Here is a 15296-nt window from a genome sequence, read left to right on the forward strand (position 1 = left end):
TGTCTTTGACGTCGGCAGTCGCAGTGGCTTTGCTCAGGTCAACTTCTTCGAAGTTGCCGCCGTTTACGGCAGTCACTTCGGCAGTCACGGTAGTGCCGTCTTTGTAGACGTCTTCGCCGTTAGTATTGGGGACTTCCAGGACGCCTTTACCGGTCGCATCAACTTTGACGGTGTAGTCAGTACCGCCGATATTCACGGTCAGCGTAGTGGTGCTGCCCGCTTGCGGCGGGTTGCTGAGCTGGAAGTGGAAGGTGACGTTCGCGTCGCCTTCTTTCGCTGGATCTGCCGTCACGGTGACCGTGGTGGTGTCGATCGTGTCTTTGACGTCGGCCGTTGCGGTGGCCTTGCTCAGGTCAACTTCTTCGAAGTTGCCGCCATTTACGGCAGTGACTTCAGCGGTCACGGTCGTGCCGTCTTTGTAGACGTCTTCACCGTTGGTATTCGGAACTTCCAGGACGCCTTTACCACTCGCATCGACTTTGACGGTGTAGTCGGTGCCACCGACGTTGACGGTCAGAGTCGTGGTGCTGCCCGCCTGCGGCGGATTGCTCAGTTGGAAGTGGAAGGTGACGTTCGCGTCGCCTTCTTTCGCTGGATCAGCGGTGACCGCAACAGTAGTCGTATCGATGGTGTCTTTGACTTCAGCAGTGACGCTCGACTTGCTCAGGTCAACGGCTTCGAAGTTGCCGCCATTTACGGCCGTCACTTCGGCAGTCACGGTGCTGCCATCTTTGTAAGCATCTTCACCGTTGGCGTTCGGGACACTCAAAGTGCCTTTGCCCGAAGCATCGACGTTAACGGTGTAGTTGGTCCCCCCCACGTTCACGGTCAGCGTCGTGGCGCTGCCCGCTTGTGGCGGATTGCTCAGCTGGAAGTGGAAGGTAACGTTCGCATCGCCCTCTTTCGCAGGGTCAGCGGTAACCACCACAGTGGTGGTATCGATAGTGTCCTTGACCTCGGCCGTGACGTTCGACTTGCTCAAGTCGACCGCTTCGAAGTTGCCGCCATTGACGGCAGTCACCTCGGCAGTGACGGTAGAGCCATCTTTGTAGACATCGTCACCATTGGCGTTGGGAACACTCAGCGTGCCCTTACCCGAGGCATCGACATTGACGGTGTAGTTGGTACCCCCCACGTTCACGGTCAACGTGGTGGTGCTGCCAGCCTGCGGCGGGTTGCTCAGCTGGAAGTGGAAGGTAACGTTCGCATCGCCCTCTTTCGCCGGCTCCGCCGTGACTACCACGGTAGTGGTATCGATGGTGTCCGTGACCTGGGTCACCGCCGGCGTAGTGCTCGGGGTCACCACCAGGCCATTGCCGCCGCTGGTGCCGGTGATGGTGGTGACGATCTGGCCAGCGTCGATGTAAGGCGTGTCATTGGGCGCGATCACGACATTGACGGCGCCGCTGGTCTGGCCGGCGGGAATGACGATGACGCTGCCGTTGGACAGCGTGATGGTCAGGTCGCTCAGGGGCGCACGCCCAACGGTGGCGGTATAGACGATGACGCCACCCGCTTCGGTGATCGAAGGGGTGGCGCTGAGGGCCACGCCGGTCGCAAACGGTGTATCGGTGGTCGAGGTGTTCTGCTCGAGGCCGCCCACCTCCTGGGTGGTCAGCCCGGCATTGAAGGCAAGTGGGCCGGTGGGGAAGCCGATGGTCGGGTCTACCGCCCCGGCGGTCTCCTGCAGCATGACGAAACTGTGGCCGCCACCCACGGCGCCGCCGCCAGCCGCCGCTGGGCCGGCTGCAGTCGCTTCGAGCTCGGTGGTCGGGTCGGCGCCAGCAGCAATTGCCTGCTGCAGCTCTTCCACCGACGGCGCGGCCTGAGCGGTAGCCTGGCTCAGGTCGGTGCTGCTGTCGGGCGCATCGGCGCTCCACTGGGTATCACGACCCAGATCGAGCAGGCGGCCGTCGGCCAGCTCCAGGGTAACGGCGCCGCCCGGGCCGGTAAGAACCTCTTCACCGGCCAGCAGGCGATCACCTTCGATCAATACGCGCCGGATGCCTTCTGGGGATACTGCGATGACTTGGCCAACAATACTTTTAACGATGGCTACAACGCTGCTCATTGGACTCTCCGGCTGACCCGATGTGATCTGATTCCAAGCTCCGAGCGGCGCGCAGGGGCCGCTGTCGGGGGAATTGTTTCAATAATGTTTTCGACGTATTTGACGTCAAAATTCTGTCTATAACTCTTGGCGATTAACTTTATGCCAAACTATTGACCTTATCTCCGCCATCCTAAACAATCGGCTATGTAATGTCACATTGATATTTGAACGTTTGCCATCCCTTCCTTTAGTACTAATACCAGTGCCCCCTCGGAAGTCTGCTCAGCGGTCAAATCAGGTTGCCATTTTTTCAGACCTGAACAGCTTCGGCCGTGATTCAGGACAACAGCGCCCCCGGGGGATCAGCAACAATGCGTGCGTCACTGTTTACCGCTCTACCACTAGCCTTTGCCGCCTCCTTGGTACAAGCACAAACCCTGCCCGAAGCCATGCAGAACGCCCTCGACGTACACCCGGAGATCCAGGCCGGGGTCAACGCGCGCGTGGCGGCCGACTACCAGGTACGTGCCGCCAAGGGCGGCTATTTGCCGCGGGTCGATGTGACCGCAGGCTATGGCCGTGAGCGCACCGACAGCCCCAGCACCGGCAATCGCTGGGAAAGCCTCAACCGAGGCGAGTCAGCAATCCGTCTTCGCCAAATGGTTTTTGACGGTTTTGCCACCTCGAGCGAAGTGGGCCGCCAACAAGCCACCGCCAATGCCCGCGCCTACTCGCTGATGGGCACTTCCGAGCGCACCGCACTGGATGTCGCCCAGGTTTACCTCGATGTCCTCTCGCGCCGCGAAATGGTGCGCCTGGCCGAAGAGAACCTGCGCAACCACGAACGCATCCTCGACCAGATCAAGCTGCGCACCAGCCGCGGCGTCGGCCGCCTGGCCGACCTCGACCAGGCCGAGGCGCGCCTGGCACAGGCCCGCAACAACCTGATCACCGAGCAGACCAACCTGGCCGATGCCAACACCAACTACCTCAGCGTCGTTGGCCGGATGCCGGAAGAACTGAGCGCACCCGCACCTTTCATCGACATGCTCCCGGCCACGCTGGAAGAGGCACGCGCGCAAATGGTAGAAAGCAGCCCCGTGCTGCGCTCCGCCGAGTCGGATATCGCCGCGGCAGAAAAGCAGTACGACGCTGCGAAGTCGAGCTTCTATCCACGCTTCGATGCAGAACTCGGACGAACGGCCGATAACAACATCGATGGCACGGTTGGCCACAACAACGAGTGGCAGGCCATGCTGCGCATGAACTTCAACCTGTATGCCGGCGGCAGCAACAAGGCCGACCTCGAATCGAAGTCGTACCTGGCCAACCAGGCGCTGGACATTCGCAACAATGCCCTGCGCCAGCTCAATGAAGAACTGGGCCTGGCCTGGAATGCTCAAGAGAACGCCAACGCCCAGGTGCCGATCGCCCAGCAGTACGTGGACCACAGCAACCGGGTGCGCAGCGCCTACCAGCAGCAGTTCAGCCTCGGCGAACGGACCCTGCTCGACCTGCTCGACAGCGAGAATGAAACCTTCACCGCACAGCGCCGTCTGGTAGAGGTGAAGAACATACAATTGTTTACTCAGTACCGAATCAAGGCGACCATTGGCCAGCTGCTCAAGAGCCAGGGCGTCGTAGCGCCGATGGCCACCGTTGTGCAGAACGATTTGAAACCGCGGGTGAACCTGCCAGGCATGAACTGAGGCGCACCCGATCCATCTACCACAAGGATGAAGAGAGCGCCGCGTGGAATCCGAAGTCAGTCGAGTTCAACTCAGCCACGATCCACGCAGTCAGCATGACGACCCCTTGCTGGATAGTCTGCTGACCCTGTGTGTCCTGCATCAGAAGCCCGCCAGCCGGGCGATGCTGACCACCGGCCTGCCCTTGCCGGCCCAGCGCCTGAACGCCGAGCTGCTGCCCCGTGCAGCGGCGCGCGCGGGGCTGCAGGGCCGCCTGCTGCAGCGCAAGCTGGAGCAGATCCCGAGCATCGCCATGCCGGCCATGTTGCTGCTCAAGGAGGGCCGCAGCGCCATCCTGGTGGGCTGGGAAAACACCGACACCGCGCGCCTGCTGCTCAGCGAGAGCGACGGTGGCGAGGTGCTGGTCAGCCGCGAGGCGCTGCAGGACGACTACAGCGGCAAGGTGTTCTTCGCCCAGCCGCAGCACAAGTTCGACGTCAACCACGGCAACCTCATCCCGCGGGCGCGCTCCTGGTTCCGCGACACGTTGCTGCGCAGCAAGTGGCTGTACATCGATGCCATCGCCGCCAGCCTGGTGATCAACCTGATCGCCCTGGCCGCGCCGCTGTTCGTGATGAACGTGTACGACCGCGTGGTGCCCAACCAGGCCACCGCGACGCTGTGGGTACTGGCTGCGGGCATCGGCTTTGCCTACGTCTTCGACCTGATTCTCAAAGGGCTGCGCGGGTTGTGCCTGGACCTTGCCGGGAAGAAGACCGACCTGATCATTTCGGCCACGCTGTTCGAGCGCATCGTCGGCATGTCGATGAAGTATCGCCCGGCGCGGGTCGGCAGCTTTGCCCAGAACATCCACGAGTTCCAGGGCCTGCGCGACTTCCTCGCCTCGCTCACGCTGACCACGCTGATCGATTTGCCCTTCACGCTGCTGATCCTGCTGGTGATCGCGATCATCGGCGGGCACCTGGTGTGGATCCCGATCCTCGCCTTCCCGCTGGCCCTGGGCATCGGCTATGCGTTGCAGAAACCGTTGATGGCGACCATGGAACGGACCATGGCCCTGGCCTCGGAGCGCCAGTCGAGCCTGATCGAAACCCTGGCGGGCCTGGATGCAGTCAAGGTCAACAACGCCGAGAGCGAACGCCAGTACATGTGGGAGCAGACCCTCGGCACCCTCAGCCGCCTGGAGTTGCGGGTCAAGGTGCTGTCGAGCCTGGCCATGAACATCACCATGCTCATCCAGCAGCTGGCGGGTGTGGCGATGATCTGCGTGGGCGTGTACCTGATCATCGACGGCAAGCTCAGCATGGGCGGCCTGGTGGCCTGCTACATGCTCAGCGGCCGTGCGCTCGGCCCGCTGGGTTCGCTCAACGGCTTGCTGGCGCGTTACCAGCAGGCCAAGGTGACCATGGTCTCGACCGACCAGATGATGGAGCTGCCGCAAGAGCGCAACTTCGAGGAGCGCCCACTGAGCCGCCAGGTGCTGCAGGGCGCGATCGAGTTCCGCGGCGTCGACTTCACCTACCCCAACCAGCAGAACCAGGCGCTCAGGGGCATCAACCTGAACATCCGCCCAGGCGAGAAGGTCGGCATCATCGGCCGCAGCGGTTCGGGCAAGAGCTCGCTGGCCAAGCTCATCGTCGGCCTCTACGAGGCGGACAATGGCTCGTTGCTGGTCGATGGCGTGGACATTCGCCAGATCGACGTCAGTGAACTGCGCCACAACATCGGCTACGTCCCCCAGGACATCCAGCTGCTGGCCGGGACCTTGCGCGACAACCTGGTCAGCGGCGCCCGCTACATCGAGGACGAGCTGATCCTGCAGGCCGCCGAGCTGGCCGGCGTGCACGAATTCGCCCGCCTGCACCCCGACGGTTACGAGCTGCAGGTCGGCGAACGCGGCCAGAACCTTTCCGGCGGCCAGCGGCAGAACGTCGCCCTGGCCCGGGCGCTGCTGCTCAACCCGCAGATCCTGCTGCTCGACGAGCCCACCAGTGCCATGGACAACACCGGTGAAGAACGCCTCAAGCAACGCCTGGGCGCGGTGATCGAAGGCAAGACCGTGTTGCTGGTGACCCACCGGGCTTCGTTGCTGTCGCTGGTGGACCGGTTGATCGTCATCGACCGTGGACAGATCGTCGCGGACGGCCCGAAAGCCGCCGTCATGGATGCGCTGAAGAAGGGGCAGATCAGTGTTGCATAAGCTGGATATGGGGCGTTTCAAGGACAGCCTGCGCCGCTACTTCAAGGGCTCCGAGTCACTTGCCGGGCAGCCGCTGCCCGAGGTCAACAAGGCGCTGATCGAAGACGCGCCGCGCATCGTGCGCCTGACCATCTGGGGCATCATCGCGTTCTTCGTGGTGATGATCATCTGGGCCAGCGTGGCGCCGATCGACGAGGTGACCCGCGGCGAAGGCAAGGCCATTCCCTCCTCCAAGGTGCAGAAGATCCAGAACCTGGAAGGCGGCATCGTCGCGCAGATCTATGCCAAGGAAGGGGAAATCGTCGAGGTCGGCCAGCCGCTGCTGCGCCTGGATGAAACCCGCTTTGCCTCCAACGTCGACGAAACCGAGGCTTCGCGCCTGGCCATGGCCCTGCGCGTGCAACGCCTGAGCGCCGAGGTGGACGACAAGCCCCTGCAGATCGACGAAGAACTGCGCAAGGCCGCGCCGAGCCAGGCGGCCAGCGAGCAGTCGCTGTACCAGAGCCGGCGCCAGCAGCTGCAGGACGAAATCAGCGGCCTGGAACAGCAACTGGTGCAGAAGCAGCAGGAGCTGCGCGAGTTCACCTCCAAGCGCGCCCAGTACGCCAACAGCCTGCAGCTGCTGCGCCAGGAAATCGCCATGTCCGAGCCCCTGGTGGCCCAGGGCGCGATCTCCCAGGTGGAAGTGCTGCGCCTGCGCCGCGCCGAGGTGGAAAACCGCGGCCAGATGGACTCGACCGCACTGGCCATCCCGCGTGCCGAAGCGGCGATCAAGGAAGTCCAGAGCAAGATCGAAGAGACCCGCGGCAAGTTCCGCAGCGAAGCCCTGACCCAGCTGAACGAGGCCCGTACCGAGCTGAACAAGGCCACGGCCACTGGCAAGGCCCTGGACGACCGGGTGCACCGCACCATGGTGACCTCGCCGGTACGGGGTATCGTCAAGCAGCTGCTGGTGAACACCGTCGGCGGTGTGATCCAGCCGGGCAGCGACATCATCGAGATCGTGCCGCTGGATGACACCCTGGTGGTGGAGGCGAAGATCCTGCCCAAGGACATCGCCTTCCTGCACCCGGGGCAGGAAGCCACGGTCAAGTTCACGGCGTATGACTACACGATCTACGGCGGGTTGAAGGCGAAGCTGGAGCAGATCGGTGCCGACACCATCACCGATGAAGACAAGAAGACCACCTACTACCTGATCAAGCTGCGCACCGAGAAGAGCCACCTGGGCACCGAGGACAAACCGTTGCTGATCATCCCCGGGATGGTGGCCACGGTGGATATCATGACCGGTAAGAAGACCATCATGAGCTACCTGCTCAAGCCGATCATGAAGGCCCGCTCCGAGGCCCTGCGCGAGCGCTGAGGCGGCCAGCCTGAGGGTGTGATGCAACCACCCTCAGGCTTCTTTGAGCTTTCAGCGCCAGGGCGCCGGCTCGCCCACCAGCTGGCCTTGAATGCCTTCCACACCCATCTCCAGCAGCACCTGCCGCTCGCCTTCGGTCTCGACCCGCTCGGCGATCAGCGGCAGGTCGATGCTGTGCGCCGCGCGCTGGATCGCCTCGATGAACAGGCGCTTGTGCTGTTCGTGGTCGATGTCGCGAATGTAGCTGCCGTCGATCTTCAGGTAGGCCAGGCCCAGGTGCGCCAGGTTGCCGATCATGCTGAAACGCCCGCCAAAACGCTGCAGCGCCAGCCCGAAACCGAGGCCGTGCAGGCGCCGGGTCAGTTGCTCGAGCACGGCCTGGACGGGCAACTGCTCTTCGCCGATTTCCAGCACCAGGCGCGGCCCCAGGGCGCTGTGCTGGCCAAGCAGTTCGTACACCCGCTGCAGGGCCTTGGGGTCGGCGAGCGTTGCGGCGGAGAGGTTCAGCGCCAGCACCTGGTCATGGCTGCGCAGGTGCGCCAGCACCTTTTCCAGCACCAACAGGTCCAGCCGCGGCATCCAGCCGAAGCGCTCCAGCCAGGGCAGGAAGCGGCCGGCCGGCAGCGCCTCGCCCTGGTCATCGTGCAGCCTTGAAATGACTTTGTGGTGCAGCACGCGCTCAACCGCCCGGCAATCGACCACCGGCTGGAAGAACAGCTCGAACTGGCCTTTGACGAAGGCCTGGTCGAGCCGTGTGTGCCAGTCGTGATGGCTGTCACCGGCAACCGCTGCCGCACCCTGCTCCAGGCACACCCAGCCTGGCGTCGGCTGGTTTTCGGCACGCGCCAGGGCCTCGTCGGCGAGCTTGAGCAGCGCTTGCGGGGCGTCGCCCGGGCTGAACGGGGCAAGGCCGATGCAGGCGACCGGGTCGACGTCGGTGGCGCCGGTCTCGTGCAGGCTCTGCAAGGTGGCTTCGAGGGCCTGGGCGAGCTGCACGGCCTCTTCGTGCACCATGCCGGGCGCCAGCACCGCGAATTCACCGCCGCGGCTGCGGGAAATCAGGTCGTTGGTCTCGGGGAAGGTGGCACAGGTGCGCCGCAGCTGTTCGCCCACTGCCTGCAGCAGCTGGTCGGTGCGCTGGCCACCGAGGCGAGCATTGAGCCCGGCAAGGTCCTGCACGCGCAGCAGCAGCAGGTAGCCGGCGCGTGCATCTTCCAGGTTGCTGACCCGGGTGTTGAGCTGCATCTCGAAGTAGCGGCGGTTGGACAGCCCGGTGAGGCTGTCCTGGTACGACTCGCTACGCAGCCGCTCACTGCGTTCGGCCTGTTCGGTAAACAGCGCCTTGAGCTTCTCGACCATCTGGTTCATCGCCTGCACCACGCGCCGCAGCTCTGGCGTGCGCGGCAGCTCTGGCAGGCTGAGGAACTCGCGACGGGCAATGGCGTGGGATTGCTCGACCATGTAGTCCAGCGGGCGCAGCTGGCGGCGCAGCAGCAAGGCACCGAGCACAGCGCTCGCCGCCCCGCACAGCAGCAGCCAGCCAAGGCTGCCCAGTGCGCTCTGCCAAAGCTTGCCGATGGCGAACATCGGATGGCTGATCACCTCCACCCGCGCCGCCTGCTGCCAGCCGCGGCTGACGATGGCATCGCCGCCAGCCGGTTCCAGGCCGATCAGGTGGATGAACCAGGCCGGCACGCCACCTGGGTCTGGTTCGGCATGGCGCTCGACCAGCACGGCGTTGGAGCCCATGTCGATGACCTTGATGCTCGCGTAGTAGCCACTGTCGAAGATCGAGCTGACCATCAGCTCGACCATGGCCGGGTCGTCGATGTTCGGCGTCAGCGACAACGCCAGCGCGGTGGCTGCATCCTGGGCATGCGAGCGCAATTGGTTGACGTACTGGCTGCGCGAACTCTCCAGGCTGACCATGAAGCTGCCGCTGAACGCGACTACCAGGAACAGGCAAATGGCCAACAGCAATTGTTTGAACAGTGACATCTGTGCTCCTTCAGTAAACCGGTTCGGCCGGGAACCCTTCGGCCTGCATTTTCTTCAGCACGTCCTGCCAGCGTGACAGGCGCTTGGTGTCGCCGACTTTCTTGTTGCCCGCGGCCCCCGTCAGCCACAGGCCCTCGCCGTTGAAGGCATACACCGGCAACAGGTCGGTACGCTGGCTGGCCGGCTTGATCGCGTCCATCAGGCTGTCGAGCACCAGGGGCTGGGCCTGTGGGCTTGAATAATAGGTCAGCACCATGTGCGCCCGGTTCTGGCGCAGGGCCTTGACGTAGGTGATGCGCAGTTTTTCGCTGGGCACGCCCATGCGGCGCAGGCTGAAGTACTTGGCAATGGCGTAGTCTTCGCAGTCCCCGGCACCTTTGATCAGTGCCTGGATCGGCGTGGCCCAGTAATCGACCTCGTGCCACAGGTCGATGTCTTCGACATAACGCAATTGCTGGTTGAAGAACAGGTTGACCGCCTGCAGGCGCTGCAGTTCGGTGCCCTGGCCTTGCGTGGCCATCAGCTGCTGCCAGGCGTCGATCCGGCCCTTGCCGGCGCCCAGCGGGCCATACAGGGCCTGGGCCTTGCGGCTGATCTGGGCAAAATCCCAATCCGCATGCAAACCGCCCAGCAGCAAGCTGCCGAGCAGCACGGCAAGGCCGAGACGTCGCATGGCGGTTTTGAGCACCCAGGGTATCGCCACTGCGAAGACCTGTTCTGACCGATCGAAAGCAGCGATGGTGCGGTGTGCCAGCGCAAAAGACAATGGCACCCTGCAATCATGGCACCGGCAGTCGGCCGGCCATCACTTTCTTGCTAGCGCTTTAGTAGGTGTCGCTTCCTTTGCCGGCCGACTTCATCCACCATATCCGTGGTCTTGCTTCGCACGCCCCGTGCGTTGGTTTGACAAGCCCCCTTGCCAATCACTAGTGTCATTGGATCCAACTTTCTTCGTCGAGGCAGACTCCGCGTGGCCGAGAAAATCAAACTGAGTAATGTGCTGGTAAGCGAACAGGTACCGGCGCACCTGGCCCGTGGCGTGATCGAAGAGCGCCTGCGCAGCGCCATCCTCGATGGGCGCCTGCCGCCCGGCACCGCCGTGCGTCAACAGGAACTGGCCACCTTGTACGGCGTCAGCCGCATGCCTGTGCGCGAAGCCCTGCGCCAGCTGGAGGCGCAATCGCTGCTGACCGTGGAGATGCACAAGGGCGCGGTGGTGGCGCCGCTGATCGGCGAGGACGCGGTCGATACCTATGAGCTGCGAGTGCTGCTGGAAAGTGAAGCCCTGCGCCAGTCCATCCCGCTGCTCGAGCCCGAGGACATCGCCAGCGCCCGTGGCTACATCGAGCAACTGGAAAACGAAACCCGCCATGCCGAGATCGGCCGCCTCAACCGGCTGCTGCACATGGCCTTGTACAGCAAGGCGTCGAACCAGAAGCTTTTGCGCCTGATCGAGAACGAGCTCAACGAGGAAGAGCGCTTCCTGCGTTTTCACCTGTCATCGATGGGGCTGGGCAAGCTGACCCAGGACGATCACAACGCCTTGGTCGATGCCGCCAGCGACAAGCAGGTGGAGCTTGCCGTGAGCGTGCTGGAGCAGCATCTGAACCATGGCGCCCGGGTGATCCGCACTTATCTGGACAAGCAGGCAGCCCGCTGACGGCCCGGCCGGCAAATGACGGTTGCAAACCAACCCCGCCGCGGCAAACAATGAGACTAATTATCATTTATGCCGATGGCTCGTCATGCCCTCCAACGACTCCGTGCACGCGCTCTACAGTGACCACCACAGCTGGCTGAACACCTGGCTGCGCAGCCAGCTGGGCAATGCCGCCGATGCTGCGGACCTGGCCCAGGATACTTTCGTGCGCTTGCTGCAACGCCGGGATCAACTGCAACTGCACACCCCGCGTGCCTTCCTGCGCACCGTGGCGCGCGGCTTGGTGATCGACCACTGGCGGCGCGAGGAACTGCACCGCGCCTACCTCGAAGCCCTGGCTCAGCTACCCGAGGCCCAGGCACCCTCGGCCGAAACCCGCGAGCTGCTGCTGGAGCTGCTCGAACGCATCGCGCGCATGCTCGACGGGCTCAAGCCAAAGGTGCGCCAGGCGTTCCTGCTGGCCCAGTGCGAAGGGTTGAGCCACCAGGCCGTGGCCGAGCGGTTGGGCGTGTCGCTGCGTTCTGTGGAGCGCTATGTGGCCGATGCGCTGTATCACTGTTACCTGCTTCGCTACGCAGACGAGCCGTAACGTGGCGCCCTCCCCTGCGGCCGTGAAACAGGCCATCCACTGGATGCTCAGCCTGCGTGAACGGGGCAACGACCCGTCATTGGCGCAGCAGTGCGAGCGCTGGCGCAACGCCGCGCCGGAACATGAGCTGGCCTGGCAACGGGTGATGCGCCTGCACCAGGATCTCGACCTGCGCGCCATACCCGGCGCCGGCGTCGCCTTGCAGACGCTGGAGACCAGCCAGCGCCGGCTGCATCGGCGCCAGGCGCTCAAGCTGCTCGGCGGGGTGGCCCTGGTAGGCTCGGCGAGCTGGCTGGCCAGCGACCTGCAGAGCGTCAGCGCCTGGGCCTCGGACTACGCCACCGCAACCGGAGAACGCCGCAGCCTGCGCTTGCCCGATGGCTCGCTGCTGCAGCTCAACACACGCAGCGCCGTGGACCTGGCCTTCACCGAGCACCAGCGGCTGGTCCGCCTGAAGCAGGGCGAGTTGATGCTCAGCTGCAGCGAAACCGCAGACCCGGGGCGCCCGCTGCTGGTGCAATCACGCGATGCGCTGGTGGAGGGCTTTGCCGGGCGCTTCGTGGTGCGCCAGGACGAGGACTGCACGCGGGTCAGCGTCACCGCTGGCAAGGTGGCTGTGCATCAACCAGGGGGTGAGCTGCAGTGGATCGGTAACGGCCAGGACTGGCGGGTGGATGCCTTGGGCGCCAGGCGCCTGGAGCAGGTTGCCATGGACGCCGCAGCCTGGAGCGAGGGGCTGATCGTCACCCGGGACATGCGCCTGGCAGATTTCCTGACCCAGGTGAGCCGCTATCGCCATGGCTACCTCGCCTGCGATGAAGATATCGCCGACCTGCGCCTGTCGGGGGTGTTCCGCCTGGAAGACCCGGAGCAGCTGCTGCAGCTGCTCCCGCAGACGCTGCCGGTGCAACTGCGCCAACGTACCCGCTGGTGGATACGCCTCGAGCGCCTGAGTTGACACTCGCTACGGTAAATAACTGGCGGGTTTTGCTTCACCGTCCGGCAAGGACAGTAAACCAACCTTTCTGCCCTTGACCCCTCGACGGACCTCACGATGCCCATCGCCTCACCTTCTGCTCACGCTCTTCACAAGAATGATTTTCGACCTTCTTTAGATTCACCTTTGTTGCGCAAGGCGATACGCGCCGCCCTCTTCGGCACGGCACTGGGCCTGGCAGGCCTGCCGGTCATTGCATCCGCCGCCGAGCCGGTGCAGGTGAGCCAGCCCTATGCAATCCCGCCAGGGCCGCTGGATGACGTGCTCAATCAATTTGCGCGGCAGGCAGGCATCACCCTGTCGAGTACCCCGCAAATGACCGGCGAGCTGCGCTCCAGCGGCCTGCAGGGCCATTACTCGACAGACCAGGCGCTACGCCAGCTGCTCAACGGTACCGGCCTGGAAGCCGTCGGCCAGGGCGGCCACAGCTACGTGCTGCGTGCCCAGCCTGAGGATGCCGCGCTGTCACTGCCGGACACCGATGTGCGCAGTTTCAGCCTTGGCAATGCGCTGGGCAGCATGGAGGGCTACAACGCCACCCATAGCCAGGTGGCGACCAAGACCAGCATGCCGCTGGTGGAAACCTCGCAATCGGTATCGGTGGTGACCCGCCAGCAGATCGATGACCAAGGCTCGCAAACCGTCGCCCAGGCCATGCGCTACACCCCTGGGGTGCTGACCAACCCCTATGGCGCCACCCACCGTTATGACTACGTGGCCATGCGCGGCTTCAATGACGGCTCGGTGGACAACATCTACGTCGATGGCCTCAAGTCGATGGGCGACAACGGCACCTACAGCACCATGCAGGTGGACCCTTACTTCCTCGAGCGCATCGACATACTCAAGGGCCCCTCCTCGGTGCTGTATGGCCGCAGCTCGCCGGGCGGGCTGGTGGCCCTTACCACCAAGAAGCCGCTGTTCGAGGCCTATCACCAGGTGCAGGCGACCGTGGGCACCCAGGGGCAGCGAGGCATGGGCTTCGACTTCAGTGGCCCGCTGGATGACGACAAGCGCATTGCCTATCGCCTGACCGGGCTGGCGGACGCATCTGACACGCAGTTCGACCATAACAAGGAAGAGCGCTACGCCATCGCGCCGGCAATCAGCATCGACTTCAGCGAAGACACTTCGCTGACCCTGCAGGCCTATCTGCAGCACGACCCCAACGGTGGCTACCATGGCGGCAACCCGGCGGATGGCATGCTGCACAAGCGCAATGGCCAGCGCCTGTCGGATCACTTCTTCGAAGGCGAGCCGGGCATCGACAACTACGAGCGCACCCAGCAGTCGTTCAGCTACCAGTTCGAGCACCGCTTCAACGACGTGTTCACTGCGCGGCAGAACTTCCGTTACCAGGATTCCGACGTGACCATGGACCAGGTCTACTCGGCCGGGTGGGCCGATGCTGACAGCAATATCCTCAACCGCGCCTATACCGGCGGGGACGAGCGGCTGCATTCCTACATCATCGACAACATGCTGCAGGCCGAATTCTTCACAGGCCCAGCCAAGCACACGCTGCTGCTGGGCACCGACTATCAGCGGCGCAAGGCCGACGTGGCCTGGCGCTATGGCACGGTCGATCCGCTGGACGCCAGTCACCCACAGTACGGCAATGGCAACCTGCAGGTGCTGGGCGAAAACCGCTATCAGCGCCGCCTGCAACAGACTGGGGTATACCTGCAGGACCTGGTCGAGCTGGACCAGTGGCGCTTCTCGCTGGGCCTGCGCCAGGACTGGGTGAGGGTTTCGGAAGAGAACCGTGACAGCGATACCAAGGTCAGCGACGAGCGCAGCAAGTTCACGACCCGGGCGGGCGTGCTCTATCTGTTCGAGAACGGCATCGCGCCCTATGTCAGCTACTCGGAGTCGTTCAACCCCAACACCGTCTCCGACCAGGACGGGCGGCCGCTGGCACCGACCGAAGGCACCCAGTGGGAGGCGGGTATCAAGTACCAGCCACCGGGCAGCGACAACTTGTTCACCGCCTCGGTCTTCCACATCGAGCAGGAGAACCTGGCATCCAAGCAGCCGGACGAGAACTTCTATCGGCCTGTGGGTGAAGTGCGCTCGCAAGGCCTGGAGCTGGAGGCCCATGTACAGGTGACCGACAACCTGAAGCTGCTGGGTGGCTACACCTTTACCGATATCGAGTATGCCAAATCGATGCCGAGCCTGGTCGCCGGCAATCTCGACAACAAGGGCCATTCGCCGACCCAGGCGCCCAAGCAGATGTTCTCGTTGTGGGCTGATTACAACTTCCGCCAGGGCCCGCTGGATGGCCTGCGCCTGGGCGGTGGAGTGCGTTATGTGGGGTACAGCTGGGTGGATGCGGAAAACAGCATGAAGGTGCCCTCCTACACGCTGTTCGACGCTTCGGTGGGCTATGACCTGGGCAAGGTCGGGCTCAAGGGTGTGGACGTGCGCCTGAACGCCAACAACCTCACCAACGAAACCTACATCACCTCGTGCGCCAGCCTGAACTACTGCTACATGGGTGAAGAGCGCAATGTCAGCGCGACGGTCAGCTATCAGTTCTGACAACCCGGAAAAGACAAAGCCCCTGTCTGCAGTGCAGACAGGGGCTTTGGTTTTGAATCTTGACGATGACCTACTCTCACATGGGGAAACCCCACACTACCATCGGCGATGCATCGTTTCACTGCTGAGTTCGGGATGGGATCAGGTGGTTCCAATGCTCTATGGTCGTCAAGAAATTCT

The 15296-nt window shown here is 63.5% G+C and carries 10 protein-coding genes and 1 rRNA gene; 7 read left to right on the forward strand and 4 right to left on the reverse strand.

Features of this window, described 5'->3' with window-relative positions; translation table 11 throughout:
- A partial coding sequence (locus tag L6D75_RS26680; protein ID WP_236193942.1) for a retention module-containing protein occupies positions 1 to 2071 on the reverse strand: 2071 nt, incomplete at its 3' end.
- Between the two features lie 353 nt (positions 2072 to 2424).
- On the opposite strand from L6D75_RS26680, the gene L6D75_RS26685 reads away from it, so the two are divergent.
- The 3 genes from L6D75_RS26685 to L6D75_RS26695 are packed head-to-tail and all read left to right on the forward strand — an operon-like array spanning position 2425 to position 7328.
- The gene (locus L6D75_RS26685; protein ID WP_176515967.1) at positions 2425 to 3762 is read left to right on the forward strand and encodes a TolC family outer membrane protein; all 1338 of its coding nucleotides are present in this window, start codon (positions 2425 to 2427) and stop codon (positions 3760 to 3762) included.
- Between the two features lie 43 nt (positions 3763 to 3805).
- Complete coding sequence (locus L6D75_RS26690) at positions 3806 to 5962, forward strand: type I secretion system permease/ATPase (RefSeq protein WP_176515969.1); 2157 nt, start codon at positions 3806 to 3808, stop codon at positions 5960 to 5962.
- Between the two features lie 7 nt (positions 5963 to 5969).
- Positions 5970 to 7328, forward strand: a complete 1359-nt coding sequence (locus L6D75_RS26695; RefSeq protein ID WP_176515982.1) for an HlyD family type I secretion periplasmic adaptor subunit — start codon at positions 5970 to 5972, stop codon at positions 7326 to 7328.
- A 51-nt stretch (positions 7329 to 7379) separates the two neighbouring features.
- On the opposite strand, the gene lapD is transcribed toward L6D75_RS26695, so the two are convergent.
- Both lapD and lapG read right to left on the reverse strand, forming a co-directional pair.
- Positions 7380 to 9326, reverse strand: a complete 1947-nt coding sequence (lapD, locus tag L6D75_RS26700) for a cyclic di-GMP receptor LapD (RefSeq protein ID WP_176515971.1) — start codon at positions 9324 to 9326, stop codon at positions 7380 to 7382.
- Positions 9327 to 9336: 10 nt separating this feature from the next.
- On the reverse strand, positions 9337 to 10098 hold the full coding sequence (gene lapG, locus L6D75_RS26705; RefSeq protein ID WP_176515973.1) for a cysteine protease LapG: 762 nt from the start codon (positions 10096 to 10098) through the stop codon (positions 9337 to 9339).
- A gap of 198 nt (positions 10099 to 10296) precedes the next feature.
- On the opposite strand from lapG, the gene L6D75_RS26710 reads away from it, so the two are divergent.
- The 4 genes from L6D75_RS26710 to L6D75_RS26725 all read left to right on the forward strand — a co-directional run bounded on the left by L6D75_RS26710 (position 10297) and on the right by L6D75_RS26725 (position 15116).
- The gene (locus L6D75_RS26710) at positions 10297 to 10986 is read left to right on the forward strand and encodes a GntR family transcriptional regulator (protein ID WP_176515976.1); all 690 of its coding nucleotides are present in this window, start codon (positions 10297 to 10299) and stop codon (positions 10984 to 10986) included.
- 85 nt (positions 10987 to 11071) lie between these two features.
- A complete protein-coding gene (locus L6D75_RS26715) occupies positions 11072 to 11575 on the forward strand; it encodes a sigma-70 family RNA polymerase sigma factor (protein WP_176515978.1) in 504 nt (167 codons plus the stop codon).
- On the forward strand, positions 11529 to 12533 hold the full coding sequence (locus L6D75_RS26720; protein WP_219824863.1) for a FecR domain-containing protein: 1005 nt from the start codon (positions 11529 to 11531) through the stop codon (positions 12531 to 12533). The genes L6D75_RS26715 and L6D75_RS26720 overlap by 47 nt, the downstream gene beginning before the upstream one ends.
- Before the next feature lie 168 nt (positions 12534 to 12701).
- Entirely contained in the window at positions 12702 to 15116 is a 2415-nt protein-coding gene (locus tag L6D75_RS26725; RefSeq protein WP_176515980.1) for a TonB-dependent siderophore receptor, read from the forward strand.
- Between the two features lie 57 nt (positions 15117 to 15173).
- On the opposite strand, the gene rrf is transcribed toward L6D75_RS26725, so the two are convergent.
- Positions 15174 to 15289: ribosomal RNA gene (gene rrf / locus L6D75_RS26730) — 5S ribosomal RNA — on the reverse strand.
- Between the last annotated feature and the right edge of the window lie 7 nt (positions 15290 to 15296).

Origin of the sequence: Pseudomonas faucium (assembly GCF_021602585.1) — a bacterium.
Classification (GTDB): Bacteria; Pseudomonadota; Gammaproteobacteria; order Pseudomonadales; family Pseudomonadaceae; genus Aquipseudomonas; species Aquipseudomonas faucium.

What these genes read in the sequence shown, in the direction of transcription:
- L6D75_RS26685 (WP_176515967.1), top strand. Translation starts at nt 2,425, where the DNA reads ATGCGTGCGTCACTGTTTACCGCTCTACCACTAGCCTTTGCCGCCTCC.
- L6D75_RS26695 (WP_176515982.1), top strand. Translation starts at nt 5,970, where the DNA reads ATGGGGCGTTTCAAGGACAGCCTGCGCCGCTACTTCAAGGGCTCCGAG.
- lapD (WP_176515971.1), bottom strand. Translation starts at nt 9,326, where the DNA reads ATGTCACTGTTCAAACAATTGCTGTTGGCCATTTGCCTGTTCCTGGTA.
- L6D75_RS26715 (WP_176515978.1), top strand. Translation starts at nt 11,072, where the DNA reads ATGCCCTCCAACGACTCCGTGCACGCGCTCTACAGTGACCACCACAGC.
- L6D75_RS26720 (WP_219824863.1), top strand. Translation starts at nt 11,529, where the DNA reads ATGCGCTGTATCACTGTTACCTGCTTCGCTACGCAGACGAGCCGTAAC.